The organism is Priestia sp. USM5 (genome assembly GCF_058323215.1).
Genome location: NZ_JBSGKN010000001.1, coordinates 1,443,594 through 1,469,039 on the forward strand (window position 1 = coordinate 1,443,594; position 25,446 = coordinate 1,469,039).

A 25,446-nucleotide genomic window follows, 5' to 3' on the forward strand; every position below is an offset into this window, starting at 1 on the left:
AATCGACACGAAGGTATACTAACAACACTTGGTGAAAGGAGCGAAAAGGTTATGAGAAATAAAAAATTTGAAGTGAATTTTTTACGTACAATGCTGATTATAGGGCTGGGAATGCTCCCTTTTCTATTTAGAAAACCACCGATCAAAGACTGGCTGCTGGCTTATGCATTTAATGCATTAACAAATGGTATTATTGATAAATTTATTGTCTCTCACGGCCTTCTTCGATATCCAACTCGCTTACTGAAAAAACAGTTTAGAATTAATGTGTTGTTCGACTTTTTACTGTATCCTAGCATATCCGTTATGATTAATCAGGCTACGTATCACGATAAAGGGTTAAAGATTTTATATAAAATTGTACTTTTTACGATTCCAATGTTTTTTATTGAATTATGGGCTGAAAAACGAACGAAGCTCATCGAATGGAAAACAGGCTGGATGTGGTACCACACCTTTATTAGCGTAACGTTAAAATCCTACCTTAACCGGCTGCTGATTGGATGGATTCGGAAAATTGAAAAGAAGCAGGACGAAATGAAAATAAAATAACATAACATTGGTTCTAAAAACGACGTTAGAGAGGTGAACAAAGGTGCATATTTCTGTCCTTCTATGGCTGATTTTTCAAAATATCCAGAAGAAAACGTGGAAAAAAATTCACGAGCTATATGCTGGGGTTTTATACGTGAGCTTTTTTAATATTCTTTATTACTTTTTATGTAACGATAAGTTGCTTTGGGATTTTAAATCTTCTCATCTTTCATTAAAAGTACTGCGTATTTTACACCTTATGTTTATTACACCTCTCATGATTTTGTCGTTCTTAGCTACTTATCCGTCTACACTTCTTAAACAGGTAAAATATATCGTAAAATGGGTATGTACAGCTTCATTTGTAGAATGGCTTGGTCTGAGGTGTAAGGGGATTACATTTAGACACGGCTGGCATTTGGGGTGGTCAGCACTTATTTATGTAATGATGCTTATCTTTTCGAGATGGTTTCAAAAAAAGCCTTTTGCGGTCTTGCTGCTATCGGTTTTTGCAACAGTCGTTCTCAGCATCATTTTTAAAGTTCCCATTAGCAAACGAATGCTAAAACATCCGCTGAAACGAATATTGACTCGGCCTTTAAAAGATCATGTGACTCAAGCTGTTGCGAATAAAGTAAGGCGGAAATGCCTGCTCCTCAAGCTGTTCTCGTAAGTGCCTGCTCTCTGTGAAGAGCAGGTTTTTTAGCTTACTGGAGGAATAACGTCCGTCAGCAACAGAATGAAAAAAATCAGGCCGACTCCCGTAAAGCTTAAAGAAGCAAGAAAATAAGCCGTCCAGCGCAAACGAAACGGATTATGTTCGACATTGGCTCCAGACATTAACCTCATGGAGTGAGTGTTATAGTGAGAATGAGCGCTGTTGCTTCCGCTGCTTGAAAACCAAAAAGTTAAAACTGAAAACAAAAGTCCGCTAAAAAACATAAGCTCAATAAAGCGAACGGACAAAAATGATGAGCACGCATAGGTTAATCCCCCTTCAATAAGCAGGGTAATAACAAAAATAAGCTGAGTTCTCTTCAAAAAATCCTCCCCTTTTTTCTCTGTGTCTACTTTTCATTATACAATAATTTACATATATAAAAAGTCTCAAAAATGCTTTTATTATGATATAATGGTAATAAATGTATTGTTAAAAAGTACTCAAAATCCGCATGCATCACGATTATAAGGTCTTTTGTAATGATGAGATTTACTATATACGCTGCGCTTAGCTTCAAGTGCGTAGAATGAAAGTGAGGAGTGTTTATGGGATTGGGAGAGACTGTGATTGCGATACTAGCAGCGGGAGCACTGCTGGTATACGGTACGTTAGAGCTTTGGTTTGCACCTCATAATTCTTCTTTTTTTAAAGGTTGGAAGCAAAAACTAGCCGTCATTTTGCCGTTATACGCAGTTACATTCGGCATATGGTTCGCGTTTTGTTCGTAACAAAAAAGTCTTACAAAAAGGAGGAATGAAAAATGGAAATCAATTCATACCTCATTCGGTTTTCATGTATGCTGATGCTCATGTTTGGAGGATTATTTATTATACGGTATGTAAAGACAGGTGACCTTTATTTAGATCAGCTTCTTGTCTTTGGAGCGGGTTTTGTTCTGTTTATCGGCTCACTTATTTGGAAAAGAAAACATCAGCATAGAGAAAATAGAAAAGCTTGTTAAACGTATAAAAATGTGACAGTATAAAACAGATAAAAAACGTAATCTCGTGATCGTACCATTGGTTACGGGCTGCTGCTGGAGGAAAAGAAAATGAATGTACCTAATTGCCCAAGCTGTCAATCACAGTATACATATGAAGATGGAAACCTGTTCATCTGCCCGGAGTGTGCGCATGAATGGGGTCAAGATGAAAAAGCAGAAAGCACGGAAGAACAGCTTACTGTAAAAGATGCAAACGGTAATGCTTTAAAAGACGGAGATTCAGTTACTGTCATCAAAGACTTAAAAGTAAAAGGAAGCTCATCCGTTGTAAAAATAGGAACGAAAGTAAAAAGCATTCGTTTAGTAGAAGGCGATCATAACATCGACTGCAAAATTGATGGATTTGGAGCGATGAGCTTAAAATCTCAGTTTGTGAAAAAAGCATAACGATAAAAAAGTCAGGATGAAGAAGACTTTCATCCTGACTTTTTTCTATGTATCTTAACGGACAAAGTGAAATATATAGACCGTTTTGTCTATTTTAGAAGGAATTTAGCTAAATGTCCCGAATTTACTTAAAGTGTCTGATAATTTGGATATTAATGGAACTGATGTCCGTTTCATGAAGACAAAGGGGAGGGAGAAATGTGAAAAAATTTTTAGCGTTTCAAATTTTAATTGCATTAGTAATTGGAGCTGTTATCGGGCACTTTTTTCCGGACTTCGGGATGGCTTTAAGACCGGTAGGAGACGGGTTTATCCGGCTCATTAAAATGATTGTAGTGCCGATTGTCTTTTCAACCATCGTCATAGGTGCTGCGGGAAGCGGCAGTATGAAACAAATGGGGAGTCTAGGGTTGAAGACGATTATTTGGTTTGAAATTATTACTACCATCGTATTAGGGATTGGCCTGCTGTTAGTGAATTGGCTAAAGCCAGGAGTAGGCCTCGATCTTTCTCATCTTGTTAAAAAAGATATCGGTGAATTGTCTCAGTATGCCGACAAGGTCGTGGACTTTAAACAAATGATTTTAAACATCATTCCAACGAATATCGTAGATGTGATGGCAAAAAATGATTTGCTGGCCGTGATTTTCTTTGCTATTTTATTCGGTGTTGCCGCCTCAGGAGTTGGGAAAGCATCCGAACCTGCAATGAAATTTTTTGAATCAACCGCTAAAATTATGTTTAAATTAACGCAAATTGTGATGGTCACAGCGCCTCTTGGTGTACTAGCGCTAATGGCTGCATCTGTGGGGCAATACGGCATTGTCCTTCTGCTTCCGATGCTGAAGCTAATTGGAACCGTCTTTTTAGGCCTTTTTATTATTTTATTTGTTTTATTTCCGCTTGTTGGGTTTTTGGTCAAATTCAACTATTTTGAAGTCTTCAAAATGATTTGGGACTTGTTTCTTATTGCGTTTTCAACAACAAGTACAGAAACGGTGCTGCCACAGCTGATGGAGCGTATGGAAAAGTACGGATGTCCTAAACGAGTGGTGTCGTTCGTTATTCCGTCCGGCCTGTCGTTAAACTGTGATGGATCTACTTTGTATTTATCCGTTTCATGCGTCTTTTTAGCACAGGCTTTTAATATTGACATGCCCTTAACTCAGCAATTATTTATGATGCTTATACTCGTAATGACAAGTAAAGGAATTGCGGCTGTCCCGTCAGGTTCACTTGTTGTTCTTTTAGCTACAGCCAACGCAGTAGGTCTGCCGGCTGAAGGAGTCGCAATCATTGCAGGAGTGGACCGCATCATGGATATGGCAAGAACAGGAGTCAACGTTCCAGGCCACGCCATTGCCTGTATCGTCGTCTCGAAATGGGAAAAAGTATTTCGAACCCAAACGCCAATTCCGCCTGCATCTCACACGGAATCTTTATAAAACCAACCCCCGCTTTAGCTCATAGAGCGGGGGTTTTTTCTTAAATCATTAACGATGTAGACTAGAGTAATTTGTCATACTCAGCCCTACTCAAAAAAAGAGGACGCGCCGCTTAAGTCTAAAAAAAAAGCCCTGTGACTGTTTTTTGGTCACAGGGCTTTTTTTTAGATGAATGTTCACAAAATGTTCACTTACGAAGAAGGAAGATAAAAAGCTATACTAAGCCAAGTAAAAAAGATGAAAAGGATGAGGAATATGCCCACAACTAAAAAAGAAAGTATGTATTTTGGAATAATGATGTGCGGAGGGATGGTGCTTGTGATGACGATGTATAACATGTTCATAAATGATGTCATCGGGCATATCACACTTGCAGAAGGTATTTTAAACTTGGTTATCACATTTGTAGTTGCCATGGCTGTCGAAACTTTCTTAGTAGGTCCCGTAGCAAAAAAAGTAGCATTTTCATTGCCGTTTGATAAGTCTAAACAGTTAAAAGTCGTGTTGATTTTATCATCATGCATGGTTATTGGAATGGTTCTTTCCATGTCTGTATATGGATTAATTACGATGTCACTTACGAAAGGTTTAGACGGAGAGCCGATTCTTTCAAGCTATGCATTTATCGTTATGAAAAACTTTATGGTAGCCTATCCGCTTCAGCTTCTCATTATGGGACCTTTAGTTCGCGGATTGTTTATGAAATTTGTGAAAAAGAATCCGGAAACGGCTTAAGCCAAAACCCTAAGAACGCCTATTTTCTTAGGGTTTTGTTGTGCAAAGCTGTTCAGTCAGAAGAGAAGAAAATTCACGCAAAGCCGCCGATACAAAGGCATCTTTTCGCGTAATAAAAAAAGTGGGAACCTTTCTATATGGCTGCGGCAGCGGAGTTAACGTTAATGAATGTTCGTGATTAGATACAATGGATTTCATCATTACAGCTACGCCCATACCTGCTTTTACACACCCAATAATGGCTTCAATCGTCCCAAATTCTAATATGCGTTTTGGAAACACGCCATCTTTTGTCATGAGCATTTCTAACGTATGTCGATAGGCGCATCCGCTGCTGAAAGCTAATAGGTTCATATCGTTTAGGCTGTAAAGAGAAGGAAGAGGATGGCGGCTCACAAGTACAAGCTCTTCATCTCGAATAAATAAAGAGTTTAGATCGGGATGGTCACAGCTGCCCGCCACAAATGCGCCTTCAAGTTTTCGTTCTAAAACCAGTTGAGTAAGAACATCGGTTGTATGTGTTTCTAAGATGAAGTCTACATCAGGATAGGCAGTGCAATAAGTAGAAAGTAAAGGCGGCAGCCGAAGAGCCGCGGTGGATTCAGTTGCACCTATTTTTAAAGGTCCTATCGGCGTGTGCGAGCTGCTTTGCACAGCTGCCGTGGCTTCATTGGTTAAACGAAGAATTTGTTCAGCATAACGATGCAACAGCTCTCCGCTGGAAGTTAACGTTACCCCTTTACCGCTTCGTTGGAAGAGCTTTGTACCCAGCTCCGCTTCTAATTGCTGAATTCGCATCGTCACATTCGACTGCACGTAGCTTAAGCTTTTGGCAGCTTTTGAAATGTTGTTTTCTTCTGCTACCGTTGTAAAGACAAGCAAATCTTTTATATCCATCAAATCTCCTCCTGCAGCTATCATTTTTATTGATGACTTTTATCTTTATTGCTTATTTTACATGATATCACCGCTACTCTACACTGAAAGTAAAGGTGGAGGAGAGAAAATGAGCAGACAAAAAGCTTCTTATAAGTGGATGATTTTATTTATTGCCACGCTTTCTCAGGCGTGTGCAACGTTTGTCACGTACGGCGCGGGGCCATTGGCAGCGCTTTGGCAAAGATTATATGATTTATCGCAGTTTCAAACAGGACTGCTCGTATCAGCTGTTCAAATTGGTCCGATTTTTTCCATGCTCTTCTTTGGAAACTGGATGGATCGATATGGAGAAAGGTGGCTTGTAGGAGGAGGATCTATTTTGCTGGGGATAAGCATGCTTTTTGCCTATAGAGCCGATCATTATTTGTATCTAACAGGCGTGCTTCTTGCAGCAGGAGTGTGGTATGGAACAGCACAGCCAGGAGGAAGCAAAGCCGTGGTGAAGTGGTTTCCTTCTCATCATAGAGGCCTTGCCATGGGGATTCGGCAAACGGGAATTCCCATTGGAGGCGCTGTTGCTTCCGCGGCATTACCGCTGGTGTTTTATCAATACGGGTGGCATGGGGCTGTTCTCATACAGGCTGCGGTAGCTATCGGGGGAGGTCTTCTTTTTTTAGTATTCTATCGAGAATACCCATCATCGCCAGAAAAAAAAGAAACATTTACGCTTCGTCAAAAAATCATGCGTATTTCTCAAGATAAAACGCTCTATCCCTTATTCTTTGTAGGTGTTTCAATGATTTCTCTTCAAATGATCATTGTGGCGCACTTTATAAGCTATTTAACGAAAGCCATAAAGATGGATTTTGCTTCAGCGGGCATGTTGCTGAGCGTCACACTGTTAGGGGGAATGATTGGGAGAATTGCTTTAGCCTGGCTAAGCGATCATGTGTATAACGGAAATCGAAGAACACCTTTGCAAGCGACGGTTTGGGTGACTGTAGGACTAATCATAGCTATTTCTTATATTGGATTTACTTTGCCTTTTTGGCTACTAACTATTTTTTGTTTTAGCCTCGGCTTTTTTGCAATTGGCTGGTTTAGTTTGTTTATCGTGTTAATAGCAGAAAAAGCCGATGATCGTTTTATCGGTTTAACGGTAAGCATTGCGCTAACGCTCAATCAATTTGCCATTGTGCTTGCACCGATTTGGTTTGGGCTCCTTGTGGATTGGCTCCGGAGCTACGCGTTGGCTTTTAGTACGGCTGCATGCATCATTGCTTGTGGAGGAATATGGTTAAAAAAAGAGCGAGTTCATTCATTTTTAAATAAAAACGTCACTAAATGAAAAGTGATGTAGGGCCATTTATTTAAGAATAGAGAAGACCTCTTACTCTCTAAAACGTTTCAAAGTCATGCTCCCGGGTACACACAACATTAATGAGGAGGAGATAGTATGGAAGCAAAAGCAAAGAATGTTGTGGGGGTATATGAAACGGAACAAGAAGCAATTCATGCTGTAGAGAATTTAAAAAAAGAAGGATACGCATCAGAAGAAATATCTATTATCGGTAAACATAAAAAGACCAAAAAAGTTCAGAAAGAAACGAATACAAAAGCAGAAGGGGGAGCAACTGGAGCGCTTACCGGAGGTACGTTAGGGAGCTTGACCGGAATATTAGCAGGTGCCGGAGCTCTTGCAATCCCGGGAATAGGCCCGATTGTAGCGGCTGGTCCGATTGTAGCTACATTAACAGGTGCAGCAGCTGGTGCGAGTGTAGGAGGTCTGTCTGGTATTTTAGTCGGTATGGGAATTCCAAAACAGCAGGCCGAGCACTATAATGATTCAGTCAAAGAAGGCAGCCTGCTTGTTTTAGTAGACAAAGAAGACTGGGATCATGATGGAAACCCGAAAGCGCCTTTAACCGGAATGATTTTATAGAACTTATTATGTATAGGAGAAAGCTGTCGCAGTGCGGCAGCTTTTTTTATGCGCTGGTTTTATTTAAGAGAACTACATGCACAATAATATTCCATAATAGTTAAAAATATCAAAGTATTTGAGGGTAACCTGAAAGATAATATGCCTTAAATTATAATGTAATATTATTGTAACAATAATGTATTTATTGTTTTATTTTGGAATTTGAGTTTCGATAAAAGCTTTAACAACGGGATTTACGCGCAAAATACATCCATAAATTAACTGTAAACTATTATACGAAGTAGAATAATTTTCTAATTATTTTTCAAGAATTAATTTTTAGCAAATTATTCATGTTTGAAAGAGGACTAAAAAGTATATTTCAAAAGTATGTTTACTAAAAAAGTTAAGCAGGTTGTTTAGTAGCATCATTCATTTAGTTAAATCTCGAAAGGAGCTGCTAAAAAATGAGTATTCAAAAGAGTACAGATAGTTCAAGTTTAGCAGAAGTGATTGATCGAATTCTAGACAAAGGAATTGTCATCGATGCTTTTGCTCGAGTATCACTCGTAGGAATTGAAATTTTAACGATTGAAGCACGAGTCGTTATTGCAAGTGTCGATACGTGGCTTCGCTACGCAGAAGCGGTCGGGTTATTAACCGACAAAGTAGAGGAAGAAGGGCTGCCTGGTCGAACAGAGGAGCGAGGAGCAGGGTTTAGCTTTTAAGTCTTTTAATCGTAAGAAAATTCATTAAATAAATAATAATAAGAGAAAAGAGGATGAAACATGTCAACAACTGATAAGAATGTACAAAGTGAAAAACAAGAAAATCAGCAGCAGGAAGAAAAAACGCAAAACTCTTTGAATCTTGCCATTTTAGGAGGCGTAGTAGGAGCGGGAATTGGACTTCTTTCAAGTCCGCAAACGAGTAAAAAAGTACTCAGTCGCTTAGGACAATCAGAAATTGTACGTGCGACAGGACAAGAGTTAAGAAGAAACGCACAGGATATTTTAACGCAGCAAGCGATGGGAGCGTTAAGACAGACGGCTACAGGCTATCTTGAAAAAGACAATTTAAGCAAGCTGCTGGCACCTAAAAAGAAAAAAGAAGAAACATCAAATGAACAGGGAGATTCGCAGGAAGAAGTCAGCGCAAGCGCAGAAATGGAAACGTCTCAGTACGAAGAGTTAAAAGAAGAAAATAAAAATATGAACGATCAGCTGCAGCGCATTGAAGAGATGCTAAACAAACTCATGGACGCGAAGAAGTAAGATATCCGTCCTGAAGGGGAATTTCATGGATAAAAAAGATGTGGAGAAAGCAGCCTTAAAAGCAGGGAAAAAAATAGTTGAGCACACGCCTGAACCTGTTAAGGAGAAAGTAGAAGAAAAGGTTAAAGAAAAAGCGAAAGAAAAGTTTGTCGAAAAAACCGAAGGGAAACTGCAAGAAAAAGCGGATGAAGCGTCAGAAAAACTGCAGGAAACGAAAGAAAAAAATGCTCAAAAGGTACACGGCAAAGGAGAAGACGCAAAAGAAAAGCTTCAAGACGTCTTATTATCAGTAAAAGATAAGCTTAGCGATGTAAAAGAAGCTGGAGAAGACTTTCAAGAAAAAGTTTCTTCTTCAGACGATAAAGATAAGTCAAAAAACAAGCGGAAAATAAAAGGCGTAAATCAGATTAAAAAAGCAACGGATATTAAAAGCTCTACTAAGATTAAAAGTTCCAATGATATTAAATCATCTACAGATTTAAAAACAATGGGATCATAAGCGAAAGGAGAAATGGGATATGTCTATTCAAAAAAGTACTAATAGTTCAAGTTTAGCAGAAGTCATTGACCGTATTTTAGATAAAGGAATTGTTATTGATGCGTTTGCAAGAGTGTCTGTTGTAGGAATTGAAATTTTAACAATTGAAGCACGAGTGGTTATTGCCAGTGTTGATACATGGTTACGCTATGCAGAAGCAGTAGGGCTTCTTCGTGACGACGTAGAAGAAAATGGTCTTCCTGAACGTTCAAATTCAAGTGAAGGGCAGCCGCGTTTTAGTATTTAATATGAAGTGGTATGGAACCTTCCTTTTTGAGGGTGGTTCCAGCTTTTAGATCTAACTATTGGAGGCTACTAAAGATGGAAATTAAAAAAATTATGCAAGCCGTGAACGACTTTTTTGCTGAAAACGTAGCTCCTCCTCATAAAATTACCTCGGTGGAAGTCACTGAAGATGAAGGCTGGAGAGTTATTGTTGAAGTCATTGAAGAACGAGAATATATGAAAAAGTACGCCAAAGATGAAATGCTTGGAACATACGAGTGCTTTTTAAATAAAGAAAAAGAAGTCATTTCATTCAAACGACTCGACGTCAGATATAGAAGCGCCATTGGCATTGAAGCATAAACGATAAGATGGCAGGAGGAACGTAAAAATGACCGTCTTAACAGACAAAAGGAAAAAAGGCAGTGGAGCTTTTATACAAGATGACGAGACAAAAGAGGTTCTTTCAAGAGCGCTGAGCTATTTAAAATCCGGCTATTCCATTCATTTTACAGGTCCTGCCGGCGGAGGTAAAACCTCTTTAGCGCGAGCGCTTGCTAAAAAGAGAAAGCGTCCTGTGATGCTGATGCACGGGAATCACGAGCTCAACAACAAAGATTTAATTGGCGATTTTACGGGCTATACGAGCAAAAAAGTAATCGACCAGTATGTTCGTTCTGTTTATAAAAAAGATGAACAAGTAAGTGAAAACTGGCAGGATGGACGGTTGCTTGAAGCCGTAAAAAACGGCTATACGCTGATTTACGACGAATTTACTCGGTCTAAGCCTGCGACGAATAATATCTTTCTATCGATATTAGAAGAAGGCGTGCTGCCGCTGTATGGAGTGAAAATGACCGATCCTTTTGTACGCGTGCATCCCGATTTCCGCGTCATTTTCACGAGCAACCCAGCTGAGTATGCTGGCGTATATGATACGCAAGATGCGCTTCTTGACAGGTTAATTACTATGTTTATTGATTATAAAGACATCGACAGAGAGACAGCGATTTTAACGGAGAAAACGGATGTAGAAGAAGACGAAGCGCGCACAATTGTAACGCTCGTAGCAAACGTGCGAAACCGCTCTGGAGACGAAAACAGCAGCGGACTTAGCCTGCGGGCTTCGCTTATGATCGCTACCCTTGCTACGCAGCAAGACATTGCTATCGATGGAGATGATGAAGATTTTCAAACGTTATGTATGGATATTCTGCATCATTCGCTTACCAAATGTTTAGACGAGAAAAATGCAAAAAGCAAAGCCGAAAAAATCATTTTAGAAGAGTGTAAGAATATAGACACTGAAGAAAAGTAAAGGAGCTTGAAAACATGAGTGAAACAAACGAAACGGGCATTTATATTTTTAGCGCCATTCAAACGGATAAAGACGAAGATTTTGGATCGGTAGAAGTAGAAGGAACAAAAGCTGAAACGTTTTTGATTCGCTACAAAGACGCGGCTATGGTAGCAGCTGAAGTGCCGATGAAAATCTATCATCCTAATCGCCAAAATTTATTAATGCATCAACACGCAGTAGCAGCGATTATGGACAAGAACGATACGGTTATTCCAATCAGCTTTGGGAATGTATTCAAATCAAAAGAAGACGTAAAAGTTCTTTTAGAAAACCTTTATCCGCAGTTTGAAAAGCTGTTTCCAGCGATCAAAGGAAAAATTGAAGTCGGCTTAAAAGTAATTGGGAAAAAAGAATGGCTTGAGAAAAAAGTGAACGAAAATCCTGAACTTGAAAAAGTATCAGCATCCGTAAAAGGAAAATCAGAAGCAGCCGGTTATTATGAGCGTATTCAGCTTGGAGGAATGGCTCAAAAGATGTTTACTTCCCTGCAAAAAGAAGTCAAGACAGATGTGTTTTCTCCGCTTGAAGAAGCAGCGGAAGCAGCAAAAGCAAATGAGCCGACGGGCGAAACGATGCTTTTAAACGCTTCTTTCTTAATTAACCGAGAAGATGAAGCGAAGTTTGATGAAAAAGTGAATGAAGCGCATGAAAACTGGAAAGACAAAGCCGATTTTCATTACAGCGGTCCTTGGCCTGCTTATAATTTTGTGAACATTCGCCTAAAAGTAGAAGAGAAATAACGTGCTTCACAAATTAGTAACCGCACCTATTAACCTTGTAGTGAAAATCGGCGAGAAAGTACAGGAAGAAGCTGATAAACAGCTATATGACCTTCCGACGATTCAGCAAAAACTCATTCAGCTTCAAATGATGTTTGAGCTTGGTGAAATTCCGGAAGAAGCGTTTCAAGAAAAAGAAGATGAATTGTTAATGAGGTACGAAATCGCGAAACGCAGAGAAATTGAACAATGGGAAGAGCTGACAAAAAAAAGAAATGAGGAATCCTAGATGGGAGAATTACTGTATTTATACGGTTTAATTCCAACAAAAGAAGCAGCAGCCAGAGAGCCGTTTCCATCTTATAAAGGGTTTGACGGAGAACATTCACTGTACCCAATAACGATTGATCAGGTGACGGCTGTCGTTTCTAAGCTGGATGCTGACGCCTATTCAGAAGAAGTGATTAAAGAAAAAATGGAGCAGGATATGAGCTGGCTGCAGGAAAAAGCATTTCATCATCACGAAACGGTAGCCGCTTTGTACGAAGAATTTACGATCATTCCATTAAAATTTTGCACCATTTATAAAAGTAAAGAAAGTCTGCAAGCAGCTATTGAGCTTAACAAAGAAAAGCTAGAGAATTCACTGACGCTGCTTCAAGGAAATGAAGAGTGGAACGTGAAGATTTACTGTGATGATAAAGAGCTTAAAAAAGGAATCAGCGAAACGAATGAAAGCGTGAAAGCGAAAAAAGAAGAAATTAGTCACTTATCACCAGGAAGACAGTTTTTTGAAAAGAAAAAAATAGATCAGCTGATTGAAAGAGAATTAGAACTTCACAAAAACAAAGTGTGTGAAGAGATACATGACAAGCTCAAAGAACTGTCGCTTTATGACTCTGTTAAAAAGAATTGGAGCAAGGACGTAACGGGCGCGGCTGAACAAATGGCGTGGAACAGCGTGTTTCTTCTTCCGTCTCTGCAGATCACTAAGTTTGTAAACGAAATAGAAGAGCTTCAGCAAAAGCTTGAAAATAAAGGCTGGAAATTTGAAGTGACGGGACCATGGCCGCCCTATCATTTCTCGAGCTTTGCGTAAAGTGAGGAATTAACATTATGTCTCTTAAACAATCTATGGAGAATAAAGATATTGCTCTTATTGATATTTTAGATGTCATTTTAGATAAAGGAGTCGCCATTAAAGGAGACTTAATCATTTCCATAGCCGGCGTCGATTTAGTGTATTTGGATTTGCGGGTGCTTATTTCTTCGGTTGAAACGCTGGTGCAAGCAAAAGAAGGAAATCGCAAACCCATCACTTCTGAACAATTTGATAAACAAAAGGAGGAATTACTGGATGCAACCGGTCAGCCAAGCAAATGGACGAATCCACTTGGATCCCGATAAAGCTGAACAAGGCTTAGCGCAGCTTGTGATGACAGTTATTGAGCTATTGAGGCAAATCGTTGAACGTCATGCCATGAGGCGGGTGGAGGGTGGAACGTTGACGGACGAACAAATTGAAAACTTAGGAATTGCACTAATGAACTTGGAAGAAAAAATGGACGAGTTGAAAGAGGTGTTCGGTCTGGACGCAGAAGATTTAAATATTGATCTTGGACCGCTAGGCAGCCTGCTTTAAGCGGTCAGTGGGAGGAACAGTATGGCAGTCGAACATAATATGCAGTCAAGTACGATTGTAGATGTGCTCGAAAAGATTTTGGATAAAGGAGTCGTCATAGCGGGGGACATCACCGTAGGAATTGCAGATGTCGAGCTATTAACGATAAAGATCCGCTTGATTGTGGCTTCGGTTGATAAAGCAAAAGAAATCGGCATGGACTGGTGGGAAAATGATCCCTATCTCAGTTCAAAAGGAGCCAATAGTAAAGCGCTCGAAGAAGAAAATAAAATGCTGCATGAGCGGTTAAAAACGCTTGAAGAAAAAATAGAAACAGAACGTTAAAAACTGTACGCTACTTAAAAAATGGAGGGATTTACAATGGCAACTGAAACAAAATTAGATAACACACAGGCAGAAAACAAGGGAAATAAAAATACGGAAAACGGTTCAAAAGAAAAGAACGATTCAAAAGCAAGCAAAACAACAAGCAGCGGGCCAATCAAACGAGCGGTCGCAGGAGGCATCATCGGTGCAACGATTGGATATGTATCGACTCCTGAAAATCGAAAAAGTCTCCTTGACCGCATTGATACAGACGAATTAAAAAGCAAAGCATCTGATTTAGGAACAAAGGTGAAAGAAAAATCAAAAAGCAGCGTGGCCAGCCTGAAAACATCTGCGGGAAGCTTGTTTAAAAAAGATAAAGATAAATCAAAAGATGATGAAGAAAACGTAAATTCTTCTAGTAGCGAAACAGAAGACGATAACGTTCAAGAGTACGACGAGTTAAAAGAAGAAAACCAAACGCTTCAAGACCGTTTATCACAGCTTGAAGAAAAAATGAACATGCTTGTTGAGCTTAGCCTCAATAAAAATCAAAATGAAGAAGCGGAAGATACAGATTCCGACGAAGAAGAGAACGATGAGAACGAGGAAAACGAGCAGGACGATGAAAACGAAGAAGAAACATCTAAGCCTCGTAAAAAGAACAAAAAAGAAGAGGAGCAAGAAGAGGAAGAAGAAAGTGAAAGCGACGAAGACAGCGAGGAAGAAGAGGAAGATTCTCGTTCAAACAAAAAAAATAAAAAAGTAAAAACAGAAGAAGAAGACGAAGAAGAGGAAAGTGAAGAAGAAAAAAAGGAAGCGAAACCAAAAAAGTCAACAGCTAAAAAATCAAAAAATACAAAAGCAAAGAAAAACACGGATGAAGAAGATGATGACGCAACATCTCTTTCTAGTGAAGACGATACAACAGCCTAAGACGTAAAGGAGGAAAGAAATACATGAGTACAGGCCCTTCTTTTTCAACTAAAGACAATACGCTTGAATACTTTGTGAAAGCTTCTAATAAACACGGCTTTTCACTTGATATTTCATTAAATGTAAACGGCGCTGTGATTTCCGGTACCATGATTTCAGCAAAAGAATACTTTGATTACTTAAGCGAAACGTTTGAAGAAGGCAGTGAAGTGGCTCAGGCGCTAAGCGAACAATTCTCTTTAGCAAGCGAAGCGAGCGAATCAAACGGAGAAGCAGAAGCCCATTTTATTCATTTAAAAAATACAAAGATCTACTGTGGAGACAGTAAGTCTACCCCTTCAAAAGGAAAGATCTTTTGGAGAGGAAAAATAGCAGAAGTAGACGGATTCTTCTTAGGGAAGATTTCTGATGCAAAATCAACGAGTAAAAAGAGTTCATAAAAAACGGCGGGGTGATTGCCCCGCCGTTTTTTAGTGATGTGATGAGATGTGCAGCTTCTTTTTTCGATACATGAGCGGAGTCATCTTCATTTCTTTTCGAAACTGATTAATAAAATAGCTTGTACTATTAAATCCTACTTGATAGGCGACGTCCGTCACATTTGCTTCTGCTTGCTGCAGCATAACTAAGCTTTGCTGAATTCGATAGTTTAATACATAGGTCAAAGGCGATTTTTTTAACATTTTCTTGAAATATCGACAGCATTCAGAACGGCTTAATTGTCCCGCTTTGGCAATATCATCGAGCGTAATCTTTTCAGCAAAGTGCAAATGAATCCAATTCAGCATTTGCTTCATCCGCTGATTTTTGATCATTTCTTTTTCGTTGTATTTTAGCTGCAACCCGTTAAGAATTACATTTTTCCAAAGTATGCTGAGTTCAGAGGCAATCTCTATTTCATAGTGGAGCGGCTGCTTATGGATCCATGTGTATATCTTATGTATAGAATCTAACACGTTATTCCCCCAGGCTTGCTTTGGACTGATGAATAAATGTGATAGATTCGTTGCATGAATGTAGGGATAAACGTAATTTGTGAAAAGTTCTTGCGGCACAAGAAAATGAGGAGAAACATTTAAGCAAATGTACACGCAGCCAGATTTGTTTATGTCTTCAGCCATATGAAGACATTCGCTGTTAATAAACAGTCCGTAGCCTTGTTTTACAGTCACTGTTTTTTCATTTATTTGAAAAGACGCATGACCTTTTATAACCAATACAAATTGAAGCTCATCATGCCAGTGAAGAGGGATGTAGCCGTTTATGTGATCACTGATTGTTGTTTGATAACATGCCACTGGCAGCTCAACGGTGCGATGGGTCGTTAGCTCTTTTAAGTTTTCATCAATTTTAAAATGCGCTGCTGCCATACATGGCCACCTCAATATATTTATATTTTTTAATGCAATATGCGTATTTTCTGCCCCGTTTTTCATTTATTATAACACTATTCTTATAATAAAAGTGAGGGATGAAAGATGAACGATCTCAGCAGAAAAAAAGGTTTCTTTTTTGTAACAACGGGAGCTATATGTTGGGGGATGGGAGGAACGGTTGCTCAAAAGCTTTTTCAAGAATTTGAAATCAGTGTAGACTGGCTTGTTTCAGTACGGCTGCTCACTGCGGGTTTTTTGCTGCTAATGATTTCATGTATAAAAAGGAATCATTCTCACGTACTTGGAGTATGGAAGAACCGAAAGTCAGCTTTTCAGCTCGTCGTTTTTGCCATAGCTGGTATGCTCGCCGTTCAGTATACGTATATGGCTTCTATTAAGCATGGAAATGCAGCAGTAGCTACGCTGCTGCAGTATTTATCACCAGTGATGATTATCATTTATTTGCTTTTGCGCAAGCAGTCTATATTTACGCGACAAGACGTCATCACTGTTCTGCTGGCACTGGGGGGTTGCTTTTTTTTATTAACAAACGGCTCTATTTCTCAGCTGTCTGTTCCTGTATCTGCCGTTGTTTGGGGAGTGCTGTCAGGCGTAGCGGCTGCTTTTTATACGCTGTATGCAGTTCCGCTGATCAAAAAGTACAGTTCGCTTGTCATCGTTGGCTGGTCAATGGTAATTGGGGGAAGCGTAATGAGCTTTATTCATCCTCCTTGGGAAGCGTCAAGCTTATCACCAATAACCTGGGGATATATTTTATTTGTCATTATTTTTGGCACGATGCTTGCTTTTTGGTTTTATGTAGAAAGTCTGCAAAGTCTTTTACCTAAAGAAACGAGTTTGCTTGGAAGTTTAGAGCCTTTAGCCGCTGTTATCACAACCGTTGTTTGGCTGAAAGAGCCTTTTGGTTTTTATCAATGGATGGGCACAGCTTGTATTATTGGATTAGTTCTATTACTCACACGAACGAAACAAGTATCTTCTGAGACGACACTTTCAGCATAAATGGGGGCTTGCTAAAAGAAGAAGCAAACCAATGTCACTTTGCCGCCGAATCTGTAGAAACTCGTTTGACTTTTAAAATCTTTACATATTGAATAAACACTCTTTCTTTTGTAGAGACATTTAATTTAGCAAGTCTTGATGCGTCATCTCGGTTTTTAGCAGCTTCTACTACAAAAGTTCCTTTGATTTTGGCTTCATCTTTTAGAACGGAATAATGTATTTCAAATTGTTTTGTTTTCGTTTTCTCCATGGTGATAAACTCCTTTGCCTGATAAATTAATGTATTGCTATGAAATAAGCTTTGATAAAAAGGAAGAAAAGAACGTAACATATACTACTAAATCAAATGCAAAGCGGCAGTGACTTTTATCACACCACAACCTAGTATTTCATCTTTTTACCAAAAAAGATAGGGTGTTTTACCGCCGCTGCTTGCAAAATCTTTTATTCTTTCTGCTTGACCTAGAGTTAACTCTATGGTTTATCTTGTAGTAGTATCATTTCAAGGAGGGGCTTTACATGAAGTATCATACAATTGCTAATACTGACTTACACGTATCAAATTTAATTATGGGAAACATGCGTTTAACAGAGCTTTCTTTACAAGAAGCAGAGAAGCTAATCCGCACAGCGATGGAAGAAGAAATTAACTTTTTTGATCATGCTGATATTTACGGTCCTGATTATGTAGGGCAATGCGAAGAATATTTTGCAAACGCTATACAAATGAACCCAAGTCTTCGTGAAAAAATGGTGATTCAAAGCAAATGCGGCATTAACGCAGCGAAAAATTACTATGACTTTTCAAAGAAGCATATCATAGACTCTGTTAACGGCAGCTTAGAGCGTTTAAAAACAGATTACTTAGATCTTTTATTACTGCATCGTCCAGATCCACTAATGGACCCTGAAGAAGTAGCAGAAGCATTTAACGAACTGCAAAGCAGCGGAAAGGTACGTCACTTTGGTGTATCGAATCACAACCCAGCGCAAATTCAGCTGCTTGAAAAATATATTAACCAAAAGCTTGTCGTAAACCAAGTGCAGTTCAGCATCGCACATACGCCAATCATTGATTCTGGTATTTCGTTAAACATGGGAATTGATCAAGCTGTTAACCGCGACAGCAGCGTGCTTGAATATTGCCGTTTGAACGATATTACGCTTCAAGCATGGTCGCCGTTCCAAAACGGATTTTTTGAAGGTCCTTTCCTAGGTGATAAAGAGAAATTTGGAAAGCTAAACGAAGTAATTGATCGCATCGCAAGTAAATATAGCGTGACGAATACAGCGATTGCCGTTGCGTGGATTACAACGCATCCTGCAAATATTCAAGTAGTACTTGGTACGACAAATATTCAGCGTATGAAAGATGCAAGCAAAGGTTCAGAAATCAAGTTAACACGCCAAGAATGGTACGATATTTATAAAGCCGCTGGCAACATGGTGCCTTAACCGCTTTAGTCTCTAAAATAAAACAGGTAACTCCGTTCGAACATAGAACGGAGTTACCTGCGTTTTACGATAAGAACTACTGGTTAAGCTAGAAAAAGAGTTAGCAGCAGCTCAATTATTTTTGTGACGCCAAAACCTAATAAAAAGGCAATAAAACCGCCGATTACAATGGTAAGCATCATGTGAGCAGTATTCATCGTATCATCCTTTCTGAGTTGAATGTATGTTGCTGCTTGTACAAAAAGTCTGCAGCATAAAAAGCGCAATGAAGAAGACTCTAAAAGAATAAATCCTCGAGATAACTAGAGGTCAAGGCAAAATCATGATGTTTTTCTGAGAAGGTTAAGATGTAGGAGGAAGCAGTATGACGTATACCATTTCACAAGTTGCGAAGAAATTGAACGTGACAATTTATACCATTCGCTATTATGATAAAGAAGGGCTTTTTCCATTTTTAGATCGTACAGCGTCAGGAAATCGTATTTTTAAAGAACAAGATATTGAATGGATTGATTTAATTTGCTGTTTAAAAAGCACGGGTATGCAAATCAAGGATATTCGAACGCTTATTGAAAACTGTACGCTTGAAAATGCCGTGCTTGATAAAAGTCTGCAAATGCTGATGGACCATAAAAAAGCGGTGCAAAAAGAAATCGAAGAAATCCATCACAAGCTTGAGACGATTGATTATAAAATTAAGCACCTGCCGGAAATGTACGAGCGAATTGTTAACAAGCCTTCAAACTAAACAAAAAAGGAAGCGTAAAAATGATCGAAAAAGTAGTACCTCTCACTGCAGAGAATATACAGCAGTGCATTGACTTGTATCTAGATGTATTTACAAAAAAGCCTTGGAATGAACCATGGACGGAAGAATCAGCTAAAGAAAGGCTGACTAATCTACTGAACACGCCTAAATTTATAGGCTATTTATTTTATGACCAAGGAGAGTTGATTGGAATGATTGCAGGTCACGCGAAAAAATCATACAGCGGTATGACCTTTTACGTGGCCGAGCTTTGCGTCAGTGCAAGCGTGCAAGGAAAAGGATATGGTTCAGCTATCTTAAGCCGGTTTGAGAACGAACTTCAAAGACACGATATCAACAGCTTGTATCTCTTAACGGCGACTGGAGGAGCTGCACAGGCTTTTTATGAAAGAAACGGCTATACTGTAAATGATCAGCGGGTCGTCTTGAAAAAATCGTTTGTATAATTTTTTACATAAAGCGGGAAGAGAGCTGCAGAGTGGCTCTCTTTTTAATTACTCTTTTTACCTATTAATATGTAGAAGAAAGGGAAGTATGAACAAGAAAAATAAGGTAATGAGAAGGCGTAAACAAGGAACGGTAGATTAAAAAGCCCGTGGTTTTTTCTCAGTGGTGAGTCTCATTGTGAGCACACCTAAAAACAGTGCCCATTATGTGGACACTGCTTTTTCATAATAAAGTGGAAAGCTAGCTTTTGGTAAAAAAATTAGTGAAAATGAAGCTGTTCATCATTATTTCTAATGATTAGCAACCGCCAAATCCTCCCCAGCAAGCACAGCCGATGATGATTAATAAAATGAATAATACGATGATTAAAGCAAAGCCACTGCCAAATCCGCAGCCGCCACCGCCGTAACCGTAACCGCCATAACCACAGCCACCATAGAAGCCCATATAGTTCACCTCCAAGTTCTGAGTACATTTTTAACATATGCCTGAAATGCAAAAGTGCTCCAAAAATATCCAATGATTTCAATGAAAATAAAAAAAGATAAGAAAATAAGATGGACACGGTACTTTTTTTCACTTTCTACATAGGATGAATCATCCCAAGATCTCATATATGAGCCCCCATGTTATAACGAAGCAGGCTAATACCACTTCCTCCTTAGCCTGCGTACATAATGAAGTAGAAGCCGAAGAATTTTTTCTTCGGCTTCTTGTTTTTTACTATGAAGTAAACATGTTAGTACTTTCCGTATACCCTTCTAAGTCAGGATCCGCTTCTTTTGTATGTATTAGGTACTAAAGAGAAATCAAGCTCATTTTCATATAAACTTAGTCATTTGCTTTTTTTTGTAATTCTTTTCCCTTATTTTCAGCATAACCAAGATATTTGCCCAAGACAGCGAATAGGTAAATGCATATTCTTGGGTGAAAGTAAAAAATAAAAAAACGGAGGTTTCTCTTATGGATTCAGAAATGCATTTTTTACCTACTATGTATGCTCAAGATTATCAACTTCAACACGCAGATGAAAGGTTTATTGGCAGGCCGTTTGGCTTTGGCAGACCGTTTGGTTTTGGACGCCCGTTTGGCTTTGGCAGACCATTCGGCTATGGCTTTGGAGGTCCATTTTTAGGAGGATTAGCAGGTGGGCTAGTAGCAGGCTCACTGCTATCACCATATGGCTATGGCGGTTACGGATACGGTTACGGTGGTTATCCGTATGGCGGCTACGGCGGTTATGGCTTTGGCTGCGGCTGTTAAATATAAATAAAAGAAAAATCTCAGAAGAAGTATTTTTTATATCATTCTTTTCTATAAGGAAGTCTGTTTGGAAACGTAAGGCATTATATCCATCCACAGTGAATCAGAACGTACACCCCATCTCATATATAAAACCACCTGGTCATTTTTCCAGGTGGTTTTTGATTTTACATAGTGAAGAAATAAAAAATAGTGGCAGGAAGAGATAAAGAAAAGATGTTAGAATCGTGCTTTTGGTTCTTTACATTACAGTAAGAAACGCTTACTATGTGAGAAAATGGAAGATATTAACGAAGCATTCTTTTTACACAACTTTCTGTGAGAAGTAAAAGAGGGAGAGACATAACATGATTGAAAGCCACACTATTTATTTGCGCCCGTTGACTGCCAGCGATGCGCACGACAGCCTCCGATTGCAAAAGGACAATCGAGACTTTTTTAAGCAGTTTTCTATGAGTCGAGAGCATTCTTTTTATACATTAGAGAGCCAAGTAGAAAAAATTCAGCGTCACGAAGAGAATAGGAAAAACGATCAAGAATACTATTTTGGTCTTTTTCAAAAAGAGAATAATAAATTAATTGGCACCATTAGTCTTTTTCAAGTGATGCGGGGATCTTTACAAAGCGCAGTTATCGGCTATTTTTTAGATCACCATCATAATGGGAAAGGGTACGCAACAGAAGCCATAAAAGCACTTGTTGACTATGCGTTTGAAGAGCTGCATCTTCACCGCATTGAAGCCGGCGTCATGCCACGTAATGTGCCTTCTCAGCGCGTACTCGAAAAAGCTGGGTTTCATAGAGAAGGAATCGCTAGAAAAAATGTAAATATTAATGGCATATGGGAAGATCATCAAGTCTTAGCTATCCTTAACCCTAATGACAAAATAGAAGAAATAAACGAGTTCTTAAAATTTTGATATACGTTTGTACATTTAAAATTTATAATGAGAATAAGAGAATAGAACAGTCTATATTTAAATAGTAGGTGACTAAGGTAATGGAAGAGAGGAACATCAATGAAAAAGCCGTTTGGGATGTATTGCAGATGGCCAGCGAAGTAGTCGGAAGCAGGACGCTGTTTGTAGGGATTTTCGACGAACAATTTTCAGTTATGAAAGCCTTTAATAAAGAAGGGGGAAGCCTTGTAGAGGATGGACTGACGCTACCGTTAGAGCTTGCGGTATGCAACTTAGTCACGTGTGATGAACCCCTTGTTATTCCCAATACAAAACGCGATGTTAGAACGTCTAATTTAGCCATCATTGATGGTGCCCGGGTAGGTTCTTATTTAGGAACACCTATTGTGCTAGAAGATGGGAGAATGTTTGGTACCTTATGTGCGGTCGATCCGGATCCTTATCCGTTTAGCGAAAGTGAAATTCAAGGGTTAAACAGGCTGGCTGGTATTTTGTCTCATATTATTTATAAAAATCAAGCGGCTGTTTTGCCGAAAATTGAAGAGAAAATTCTGCAGCTTGATAAGCTGGCACTCGTAGGGCAGCTAGCAGCAGGGTTAGCGCATGAGATTCGAAACCCGATGCAGTCGGTGCGCGGCTTTATTCAATTTTTATTTAATGAAAATGAGCAGGCAGAGCCTTTTCAAAAAATTGTTCTTGATGAACTGGATCGTATGAATGAACTTATTAACAACTTCTTGCTTGTCACGCAGCCAACAGCGCCTAAAAAAGAAATCGTATCGATTGTAGAAGTTATTCATGATACCGTTGCTTTCTTGAAAAGTGAAGCTGCGCTGTATAATGTCGAAATGAACGTAAGAATAGAAGGAGCCATTCCGCTTGTATCAATCGATCCTGCTCAAATGAGACAAGTGTTTATGAATCTTTTGAAAAATGCCATTGAAGCAATGGAGAAAAAGAAACACGGGGAAGTAAATCTTATTATCAAAGAATGGGAAGATTGGGCTCTTATTGACATTCAAGATACCGGTTCTGGGATTCCGCTATCCATTATTAATAAAGTAGGAAATCCGTTTTTCTCAACAAAAGATGGAACAGGCATGGGGTTAGGGCTTTCTATTTGTAAAACGATCATCAACGAGCATAACGGTACGCTTGCGATTGAAAGTGATGAGAACGGGACAGTGGTGACGGTGAAGCTGCCTTTGACGCTTTAAGATAAAACAAAAAAGAAAGGAGAGCAAGCACTCATCCTTTCTTTTTTTGCTGACTTTTTTAATATGCTGAACTGTCTTCAATCCAGTATTCATAGTCTTCCGCATCTTTTTTATTTAACTTTTTGCCGTTGATGTAAATTTTGTTCCATTCGTAAATTTGTTTATCCAAATAAACGTTAAACACAATGCGTACATGCTCTTTTTCTGTATAATCGTAGCCGGTAAATTGTACAACGTGATGACGGCCTTCTTTTTTAATATAGCTCCATTTTGGATGATCGTTGTACGTTTCAAGCGTAATTGCTTCGTCGCCGTAGCGAACTACATCTTTAATATTTGTTTTTGTTGGTAAATATGATAATCCCGCTCCGACTCCAAACGTAATCACAAGCGCTAAGATACTTAAACCAATAGCAATTCCGATGTGAGTGCCGCCTTTTATTTGCAAATAAGCTTCTTTCCGCTGCTCCGGCTGAGCTTCGGCTCGAGCTAACACGTTTTTAACGTGTTTATAATACCAGCGGTTGGCACACAGTCCTGTAATAAGTGAAGCACCGCCGAACACAATTGCATCGGACCACTCTGGTATGTCTACAAAGCACAAAAGGGAAAACCAAACTACTTCAATAAGCGTTAAAATAAAAAAGTGCTTATACATTTTTCGGTATGCAAACCAAGCGCTTGTCAGAAAAAAGGCTGCCCAGTTCCACGTGTTGTTTTTAGCTGGATTGGCTGTTTTTCCCCATTTCAAATCATAATACGACGTATTTGTTCGAACTACTTTATGCTCTTCTTCAAAAGACAGGAGTTCATTTACTGCTTGTTCTTCCATTTAAAACACCTTTCATTGGTTATAATCTATCATCTAAAATGACTCTATTATTATACATTATTTCTAGTATTTTTCTATTCTTCCTTAAATTATTTTTAAAGTAAGAATATTTGCGCTGTCAATTTTTTAATGAGAACTTTCATAAAAAAGAAGAATATGGTAGATTTGAAGAAAAAGGAGCTTCCCCAACGTGAATCGTTTAAAGAAAGCCCTGCATCAATCGTGGTCAATTCATTCAAGCACGAAGTGGACGGCTGACAATCCTGCTAAAGGACAGTGCGGAGTGACCGCGCTTGTCGTTCAAGATATCAAAGGAGGAGATATTTTAAAAACTCCGTGTAAAGAAGGCTGGCATTTCTATAATCAGCTCAACGAACAGCGCTATGATTTTACACAAGAACAATTTCGTGAGCCTCTCCATTACGCAGACATTTTATCCAGTCGGGAAGAAGCGTTTATGGATACGAATGAGGAGCAATATGAGGCTTTAAAGAAAAAAGTAATGACCCATTTTGTACATAAAAATTTGCGTTAGAAAGGAACACAGGAATGAAAACTATTCAGTATTCCATTGTTGATGTATTTGCACAGAGAAAATATACGGGAAATCAGCTAGCCGTTTTTAAAGACGCAGGAAGCCTTTCAGACAAAGAGATGCAGCAAATGGCTAAAGAAATTAATTTCTCTGAAACGACGTTCATTACGTCGGCTTCTACGCAAAAAGGAGAATATGACGTGCGGATTTTTACACCTAATGAAGAAGTACCATTTGCAGGCCATCCGACGCTCGGTACCGCTTATGTTATCCGAGAAGAACTAGAAGAAAAAGATACAGAGGAGCTTATTCTTCATTATAAAGCAGGTCCTACGCCTGTTACATATGATGAACAAAAAGATGTACTGTGGATGACACAAGGTCAGCCGACGTTTGGGAAAGTGTTAGATAAAAAGCAGGTGGCGGACGTGTTAAACCTTGATGAAACTTATATCGATATGCGTTTTCCCGTTCAAGAAGTATCCACGGGTCTGCCGGTCATCCTTGTCCCGTTAACATCGTTAGCAGCGGCTAAATCGATAGAAGTAGACAAAGAAAAGTATTTTAAGCTGATAGAACATACGGAAGCAAAAGCAATCATGGTCTTTTCGCCGGAAACCTATCACCAAGATCATCACGTAAATGTGCGAGATTTTGCTGATTATTACGGCGTTCCAGAAGATGCGGCAACCGGCAGCGCCAACGGCTGTTTAGCAGCATATTTAGTCAAATACGGTTATTTTAATCAGCAAGCTATTGACATATGTGTAGAACAAGGATACGAAATAGGAAGACCTTCACTGCTGTATGTAAAAGCTAGTTATGATGGAGAGGCTTTTTACATTAAAGTAGGCGGAAAAGTAGAGATGATTGCGCGCGGTGAATGGATTTTGTAACAAGCTGTTCATCTGCTGTTCACAATAAGTCCTTATCCTAATAAAAACGCAATAGGACTACGGCGTTTGGTTACACTAGTAAACA

At 39.1% G+C, this 25,446-nt stretch carries 38 protein-coding genes; 32 read left to right on the forward strand and 6 right to left on the reverse strand.

The features are described from left to right. Positions 1-51: 51 nt before the first annotated feature. Positions 52-552: a CBO0543 family protein gene (locus ACWATA_RS07805; RefSeq protein ID WP_034263928.1), complete on the forward strand. Its 501-nt coding sequence runs from the start codon at positions 52-54 to the stop codon at positions 550-552. Positions 553-595: 43 nt separating this feature from the next. Continuing rightward, positions 596-1,207, forward strand: a complete 612-nt coding sequence (locus ACWATA_RS07810; protein WP_034263929.1) for a CBO0543 family protein — start codon at positions 596-598, stop codon at positions 1,205-1,207. A gap of 29 nt (positions 1,208-1,236) precedes the next feature. Here the strand turns inward: ACWATA_RS07810 and ACWATA_RS07815 are convergent, their stop codons facing one another. Further along, complete coding sequence (locus tag ACWATA_RS07815; RefSeq protein WP_048019577.1) at positions 1,237-1,575, reverse strand: hypothetical protein; 339 nt, start codon at positions 1,573-1,575, stop codon at positions 1,237-1,239. 225 nt (positions 1,576-1,800) lie between these two features. Here ACWATA_RS07815 and ACWATA_RS07820 point away from each other — a divergent pair, with 225 nt between their 5' ends. The 5 genes from ACWATA_RS07820 (at position 1,801) to ACWATA_RS07840 (ending at position 4,825) form a co-directional block, all read left to right on the forward strand. Then, on the forward strand, positions 1,801-1,983 hold the full coding sequence (locus ACWATA_RS07820) for a hypothetical protein (protein WP_047750446.1): 183 nt from the start codon (positions 1,801-1,803) through the stop codon (positions 1,981-1,983). Positions 1,984-2,015: 32 nt separating this feature from the next. Next, on the forward strand, positions 2,016-2,216 hold the full coding sequence (locus ACWATA_RS07825) for a hypothetical protein (RefSeq protein ID WP_034263931.1): 201 nt from the start codon (positions 2,016-2,018) through the stop codon (positions 2,214-2,216). Between the two features lie 90 nt (positions 2,217-2,306). Continuing rightward, complete coding sequence (locus ACWATA_RS07830; protein ID WP_029715023.1) at positions 2,307-2,645, forward strand: zinc ribbon domain-containing protein YjdM; 339 nt, start codon at positions 2,307-2,309, stop codon at positions 2,643-2,645. Positions 2,646-2,845: 200 nt separating this feature from the next. Then, on the forward strand, positions 2,846-4,090 hold the full coding sequence (gene gltP / locus ACWATA_RS07835; protein WP_473049740.1) for a glutamate-aspartate/proton symporter GltP: 1,245 nt from the start codon (positions 2,846-2,848) through the stop codon (positions 4,088-4,090). 255 nt (positions 4,091-4,345) lie between these two features. Next, entirely contained in the window at positions 4,346-4,825 is a 480-nt protein-coding gene (locus tag ACWATA_RS07840; RefSeq protein ID WP_473049741.1) for a DUF2798 domain-containing protein, read from the forward strand. Positions 4,826-4,852: 27 nt separating this feature from the next. Here ACWATA_RS07840 and ACWATA_RS07845 read toward each other — a convergent pair whose 3' ends face one another. Continuing rightward, positions 4,853-5,722, reverse strand: coding sequence for a LysR family transcriptional regulator (locus tag ACWATA_RS07845; RefSeq protein WP_473049742.1), 870 nt, complete (start codon positions 5,720-5,722; stop codon positions 4,853-4,855). A gap of 109 nt (positions 5,723-5,831) precedes the next feature. On the opposite strand from ACWATA_RS07845, the gene ACWATA_RS07850 reads away from it, so the two are divergent. The 16 genes from ACWATA_RS07850 (at position 5,832) to gvpU (ending at position 15,068) form a co-directional block, all read left to right on the forward strand. After that, positions 5,832-7,052, forward strand: coding sequence for an MFS transporter (locus ACWATA_RS07850; RefSeq protein WP_473049743.1), 1,221 nt, complete (start codon positions 5,832-5,834; stop codon positions 7,050-7,052). A 108-nt stretch (positions 7,053-7,160) separates the two neighbouring features. Beyond that, positions 7,161-7,646: a general stress protein gene (locus ACWATA_RS07855; protein WP_473049744.1), complete on the forward strand. Its 486-nt coding sequence runs from the start codon at positions 7,161-7,163 to the stop codon at positions 7,644-7,646. A 449-nt stretch (positions 7,647-8,095) separates the two neighbouring features. Continuing rightward, positions 8,096-8,356 carry a gas vesicle structural protein GvpA gene (gene gvpA / locus ACWATA_RS07860; RefSeq protein ID WP_301862454.1) on the forward strand — a complete coding sequence of 87 codons (261 nt, stop codon included), beginning with the start codon at positions 8,096-8,098 and terminating at the stop codon, positions 8,354-8,356. Positions 8,357-8,416: 60 nt separating this feature from the next. Beyond that, positions 8,417-8,902 carry a GvpT/GvpP family gas vesicle accessory protein gene (gene gvpT / locus ACWATA_RS07865; RefSeq protein ID WP_048019585.1) on the forward strand — a complete coding sequence of 162 codons (486 nt, stop codon included), beginning with the start codon at positions 8,417-8,419 and terminating at the stop codon, positions 8,900-8,902. A 25-nt stretch (positions 8,903-8,927) separates the two neighbouring features. Beyond that, positions 8,928-9,401 (forward strand): gas vesicle protein GvpQ, encoded by a 474-nt coding sequence (gvpQ, locus tag ACWATA_RS07870; RefSeq protein WP_033580316.1) that lies wholly within the window; start codon positions 8,928-8,930, stop codon positions 9,399-9,401. 19 nt (positions 9,402-9,420) lie between these two features. Continuing rightward, positions 9,421-9,687 (forward strand): gas vesicle structural protein GvpA, encoded by a 267-nt coding sequence (gene gvpA / locus ACWATA_RS07875; RefSeq protein ID WP_013057997.1) that lies wholly within the window; start codon positions 9,421-9,423, stop codon positions 9,685-9,687. A 74-nt stretch (positions 9,688-9,761) separates the two neighbouring features. Next, positions 9,762-10,028 carry a gas vesicle protein GvpO gene (gene gvpO, locus ACWATA_RS07880; RefSeq protein WP_033580317.1) on the forward strand — a complete coding sequence of 89 codons (267 nt, stop codon included), beginning with the start codon at positions 9,762-9,764 and terminating at the stop codon, positions 10,026-10,028. A gap of 28 nt (positions 10,029-10,056) precedes the next feature. After that, complete coding sequence (gene gvpN / locus ACWATA_RS07885; RefSeq protein ID WP_028414533.1) at positions 10,057-10,983, forward strand: gas vesicle protein GvpN; 927 nt, start codon at positions 10,057-10,059, stop codon at positions 10,981-10,983. 14 nt (positions 10,984-10,997) lie between these two features. Beyond that, complete coding sequence (locus ACWATA_RS07890) at positions 10,998-11,765, forward strand: GvpL/GvpF family gas vesicle protein (protein ID WP_028414532.1); 768 nt, start codon at positions 10,998-11,000, stop codon at positions 11,763-11,765. Between the two features lies 1 nt (position 11,766). After that, on the forward strand, positions 11,767-12,033 hold the full coding sequence (locus ACWATA_RS07895; RefSeq protein WP_013084016.1) for a gas vesicle protein GvpG: 267 nt from the start codon (positions 11,767-11,769) through the stop codon (positions 12,031-12,033). Continuing rightward, positions 12,034-12,843, forward strand: coding sequence for a GvpL/GvpF family gas vesicle protein (locus ACWATA_RS07900; protein ID WP_028414531.1), 810 nt, complete (start codon positions 12,034-12,036; stop codon positions 12,841-12,843). Positions 12,844-12,860: 17 nt separating this feature from the next. Next, positions 12,861-13,151, forward strand: coding sequence for a gas vesicle protein (locus ACWATA_RS07905; RefSeq protein WP_028414530.1), 291 nt, complete (start codon positions 12,861-12,863; stop codon positions 13,149-13,151). Next, a complete protein-coding gene (locus ACWATA_RS07910; protein WP_028414529.1) occupies positions 13,102-13,386 on the forward strand; it encodes a gas vesicle protein K in 285 nt (94 codons plus the stop codon). Before ACWATA_RS07905 ends, ACWATA_RS07910 begins: the two co-directional genes overlap by 50 nt. A 21-nt stretch (positions 13,387-13,407) precedes the next feature. Continuing rightward, positions 13,408-13,710, forward strand: coding sequence for a gas vesicle protein (locus ACWATA_RS07915; RefSeq protein WP_028414528.1), 303 nt, complete (start codon positions 13,408-13,410; stop codon positions 13,708-13,710). Positions 13,711-13,746: 36 nt separating this feature from the next. Continuing rightward, complete coding sequence (gvpT, locus tag ACWATA_RS07920; RefSeq protein ID WP_176521386.1) at positions 13,747-14,628, forward strand: YtxH domain-containing protein; 882 nt, start codon at positions 13,747-13,749, stop codon at positions 14,626-14,628. A gap of 23 nt (positions 14,629-14,651) precedes the next feature. Next, positions 14,652-15,068 (forward strand): gas vesicle accessory protein GvpU, encoded by a 417-nt coding sequence (gene gvpU, locus ACWATA_RS07925; RefSeq protein WP_013057987.1) that lies wholly within the window; start codon positions 14,652-14,654, stop codon positions 15,066-15,068. Positions 15,069-15,098: 30 nt separating this feature from the next. Here the strand turns inward: gvpU and ACWATA_RS07930 are convergent, their stop codons facing one another. Further along, a complete protein-coding gene (locus ACWATA_RS07930; protein ID WP_473049745.1) occupies positions 15,099-15,998 on the reverse strand; it encodes an AraC family transcriptional regulator in 900 nt (299 codons plus the stop codon). A gap of 108 nt (positions 15,999-16,106) precedes the next feature. On the opposite strand from ACWATA_RS07930, the gene ACWATA_RS07935 reads away from it, so the two are divergent. After that, complete coding sequence (locus ACWATA_RS07935) at positions 16,107-17,027, forward strand: DMT family transporter (protein ID WP_108674793.1); 921 nt, start codon at positions 16,107-16,109, stop codon at positions 17,025-17,027. A gap of 34 nt (positions 17,028-17,061) precedes the next feature. Here the strand turns inward: ACWATA_RS07935 and ACWATA_RS07940 are convergent, their stop codons facing one another. Beyond that, entirely contained in the window at positions 17,062-17,277 is a 216-nt protein-coding gene (locus ACWATA_RS07940) for a hypothetical protein (protein ID WP_028414524.1), read from the reverse strand. Between the two features lie 269 nt (positions 17,278-17,546). Between ACWATA_RS07940 and ACWATA_RS07945 the strand changes: the two genes are divergently transcribed. The 3 genes from ACWATA_RS07945 to ACWATA_RS07955 all read left to right on the forward strand — a co-directional run bounded on the left by ACWATA_RS07945 (position 17,547) and on the right by ACWATA_RS07955 (position 19,697). Beyond that, positions 17,547-18,482, forward strand: coding sequence for an aldo/keto reductase (locus ACWATA_RS07945; RefSeq protein ID WP_155009977.1), 936 nt, complete (start codon positions 17,547-17,549; stop codon positions 18,480-18,482). 364 nt (positions 18,483-18,846) lie between these two features. Continuing rightward, positions 18,847-19,230: a MerR family transcriptional regulator gene (locus ACWATA_RS07950; RefSeq protein WP_025751010.1), complete on the forward strand. Its 384-nt coding sequence runs from the start codon at positions 18,847-18,849 to the stop codon at positions 19,228-19,230. A 20-nt stretch (positions 19,231-19,250) separates the two neighbouring features. After that, on the forward strand, positions 19,251-19,697 hold the full coding sequence (locus ACWATA_RS07955; protein ID WP_099000385.1) for a GNAT family N-acetyltransferase: 447 nt from the start codon (positions 19,251-19,253) through the stop codon (positions 19,695-19,697). A 298-nt stretch (positions 19,698-19,995) separates the two neighbouring features. Here ACWATA_RS07955 and yjcZ read toward each other — a convergent pair whose 3' ends face one another. Further along, positions 19,996-20,145 carry a sporulation protein YjcZ gene (gene yjcZ, locus ACWATA_RS07960; protein ID WP_014459214.1) on the reverse strand — a complete coding sequence of 50 codons (150 nt, stop codon included), beginning with the start codon at positions 20,143-20,145 and terminating at the stop codon, positions 19,996-19,998. Positions 20,146-20,661: 516 nt separating this feature from the next. On the opposite strand from yjcZ, the gene ymaG reads away from it, so the two are divergent. The 3 genes from ymaG (at position 20,662) to ACWATA_RS07975 (ending at position 23,098) form a co-directional block, all read left to right on the forward strand. Next, positions 20,662-20,961: an inner spore coat protein YmaG gene (gene ymaG, locus ACWATA_RS07965; RefSeq protein WP_473049746.1), complete on the forward strand. Its 300-nt coding sequence runs from the start codon at positions 20,662-20,664 to the stop codon at positions 20,959-20,961. A gap of 347 nt (positions 20,962-21,308) precedes the next feature. Then, entirely contained in the window at positions 21,309-21,881 is a 573-nt protein-coding gene (locus ACWATA_RS07970) for a GNAT family N-acetyltransferase (RefSeq protein ID WP_028414520.1), read from the forward strand. Between the two features lie 80 nt (positions 21,882-21,961). Further along, positions 21,962-23,098 (forward strand): GAF domain-containing sensor histidine kinase, encoded by a 1,137-nt coding sequence (locus tag ACWATA_RS07975; protein ID WP_048019595.1) that lies wholly within the window; start codon positions 21,962-21,964, stop codon positions 23,096-23,098. A 58-nt stretch (positions 23,099-23,156) separates the two neighbouring features. Here the strand turns inward: ACWATA_RS07975 and ACWATA_RS07980 are convergent, their stop codons facing one another. Beyond that, the gene (locus ACWATA_RS07980) at positions 23,157-23,930 is read right to left on the reverse strand and encodes a DUF2628 domain-containing protein (protein ID WP_473049747.1); all 774 of its coding nucleotides are present in this window, start codon (positions 23,928-23,930) and stop codon (positions 23,157-23,159) included. A 190-nt stretch (positions 23,931-24,120) separates the two neighbouring features. Here ACWATA_RS07980 and ACWATA_RS07985 point away from each other — a divergent pair, with 190 nt between their 5' ends. Then, positions 24,121-24,465 (forward strand): YunG family protein, encoded by a 345-nt coding sequence (locus ACWATA_RS07985; protein WP_028414517.1) that lies wholly within the window; start codon positions 24,121-24,123, stop codon positions 24,463-24,465. Positions 24,466-24,479: 14 nt separating this feature from the next. Then, positions 24,480-25,361, forward strand: a complete 882-nt coding sequence (locus ACWATA_RS07990) for a PhzF family phenazine biosynthesis protein (protein WP_473049748.1) — start codon at positions 24,480-24,482, stop codon at positions 25,359-25,361. The last annotated feature ends 85 nt before the right edge of the window (positions 25,362-25,446 follow it).

Bases quoted from the DNA above. Each gene is read 5' to 3' on its own strand.
- ACWATA_RS07805 (WP_034263928.1), top strand. From the start codon at position 52: ATGAGAAATAAAAAATTTGAAGTGAATTTTTTACGTACAATGCTGATT.
- ACWATA_RS07905 (WP_028414530.1), top strand. From the start codon at position 12,861: ATGTCTCTTAAACAATCTATGGAGAATAAAGATATTGCTCTTATTGAT.
- gvpA (WP_301862454.1), top strand. From the start codon at position 8,096: ATGAGTATTCAAAAGAGTACAGATAGTTCAAGTTTAGCAGAAGTGATT.
- ACWATA_RS07890 (WP_028414532.1), top strand. From the start codon at position 10,998: ATGAGTGAAACAAACGAAACGGGCATTTATATTTTTAGCGCCATTCAA.
- ACWATA_RS07930 (WP_473049745.1), bottom strand. From the start codon at position 15,998: ATGGCAGCAGCGCATTTTAAAATTGATGAAAACTTAAAAGAGCTAACG.
- ACWATA_RS07970 (WP_028414520.1), top strand. From the start codon at position 21,309: ATGATTGAAAGCCACACTATTTATTTGCGCCCGTTGACTGCCAGCGAT.
- ACWATA_RS07845 (WP_473049742.1), bottom strand. From the start codon at position 5,722: ATGGATATAAAAGATTTGCTTGTCTTTACAACGGTAGCAGAAGAAAAC.
- ACWATA_RS07855 (WP_473049744.1), top strand. From the start codon at position 7,161: ATGGAAGCAAAAGCAAAGAATGTTGTGGGGGTATATGAAACGGAACAA.
- gvpU (WP_013057987.1), top strand. From the start codon at position 14,652: ATGAGTACAGGCCCTTCTTTTTCAACTAAAGACAATACGCTTGAATAC.
- gvpQ (WP_033580316.1), top strand. From the start codon at position 8,928: ATGGATAAAAAAGATGTGGAGAAAGCAGCCTTAAAAGCAGGGAAAAAA.
- ACWATA_RS07950 (WP_025751010.1), top strand. From the start codon at position 18,847: ATGACGTATACCATTTCACAAGTTGCGAAGAAATTGAACGTGACAATT.
- ACWATA_RS07935 (WP_108674793.1), top strand. From the start codon at position 16,107: ATGAACGATCTCAGCAGAAAAAAAGGTTTCTTTTTTGTAACAACGGGA.
- ACWATA_RS07830 (WP_029715023.1), top strand. From the start codon at position 2,307: ATGAATGTACCTAATTGCCCAAGCTGTCAATCACAGTATACATATGAA.
- ACWATA_RS07990 (WP_473049748.1), top strand. From the start codon at position 24,480: ATGAAAACTATTCAGTATTCCATTGTTGATGTATTTGCACAGAGAAAA.
- ACWATA_RS07955 (WP_099000385.1), top strand. From the start codon at position 19,251: ATGATCGAAAAAGTAGTACCTCTCACTGCAGAGAATATACAGCAGTGC.
- gvpO (WP_033580317.1), top strand. From the start codon at position 9,762: ATGGAAATTAAAAAAATTATGCAAGCCGTGAACGACTTTTTTGCTGAA.
- ACWATA_RS07980 (WP_473049747.1), bottom strand. From the start codon at position 23,930: ATGGAAGAACAAGCAGTAAATGAACTCCTGTCTTTTGAAGAAGAGCAT.
- ACWATA_RS07850 (WP_473049743.1), top strand. From the start codon at position 5,832: ATGAGCAGACAAAAAGCTTCTTATAAGTGGATGATTTTATTTATTGCC.
- yjcZ (WP_014459214.1), bottom strand. From the start codon at position 20,145: ATGGGCTTCTATGGTGGCTGTGGTTATGGCGGTTACGGTTACGGCGGT.
- gvpA (WP_013057997.1), top strand. From the start codon at position 9,421: ATGTCTATTCAAAAAAGTACTAATAGTTCAAGTTTAGCAGAAGTCATT.
- ACWATA_RS07840 (WP_473049741.1), top strand. From the start codon at position 4,346: ATGCCCACAACTAAAAAAGAAAGTATGTATTTTGGAATAATGATGTGC.
- ACWATA_RS07825 (WP_034263931.1), top strand. From the start codon at position 2,016: ATGGAAATCAATTCATACCTCATTCGGTTTTCATGTATGCTGATGCTC.
- ACWATA_RS07940 (WP_028414524.1), bottom strand. From the start codon at position 17,277: ATGGAGAAAACGAAAACAAAACAATTTGAAATACATTATTCCGTTCTA.
- gvpT (WP_048019585.1), top strand. From the start codon at position 8,417: ATGTCAACAACTGATAAGAATGTACAAAGTGAAAAACAAGAAAATCAG.
- ACWATA_RS07975 (WP_048019595.1), top strand. From the start codon at position 21,962: ATGGAAGAGAGGAACATCAATGAAAAAGCCGTTTGGGATGTATTGCAG.
- gvpN (WP_028414533.1), top strand. From the start codon at position 10,057: ATGACCGTCTTAACAGACAAAAGGAAAAAAGGCAGTGGAGCTTTTATA.
- ymaG (WP_473049746.1), top strand. From the start codon at position 20,662: ATGGATTCAGAAATGCATTTTTTACCTACTATGTATGCTCAAGATTAT.
- ACWATA_RS07820 (WP_047750446.1), top strand. From the start codon at position 1,801: ATGGGATTGGGAGAGACTGTGATTGCGATACTAGCAGCGGGAGCACTG.
- ACWATA_RS07945 (WP_155009977.1), top strand. From the start codon at position 17,547: ATGAAGTATCATACAATTGCTAATACTGACTTACACGTATCAAATTTA.
- ACWATA_RS07915 (WP_028414528.1), top strand. From the start codon at position 13,408: ATGGCAGTCGAACATAATATGCAGTCAAGTACGATTGTAGATGTGCTC.
- ACWATA_RS07910 (WP_028414529.1), top strand. From the start codon at position 13,102: ATGCAACCGGTCAGCCAAGCAAATGGACGAATCCACTTGGATCCCGAT.
- gvpT (WP_176521386.1), top strand. From the start codon at position 13,747: ATGGCAACTGAAACAAAATTAGATAACACACAGGCAGAAAACAAGGGA.
- ACWATA_RS07900 (WP_028414531.1), top strand. From the start codon at position 12,034: ATGGGAGAATTACTGTATTTATACGGTTTAATTCCAACAAAAGAAGCA.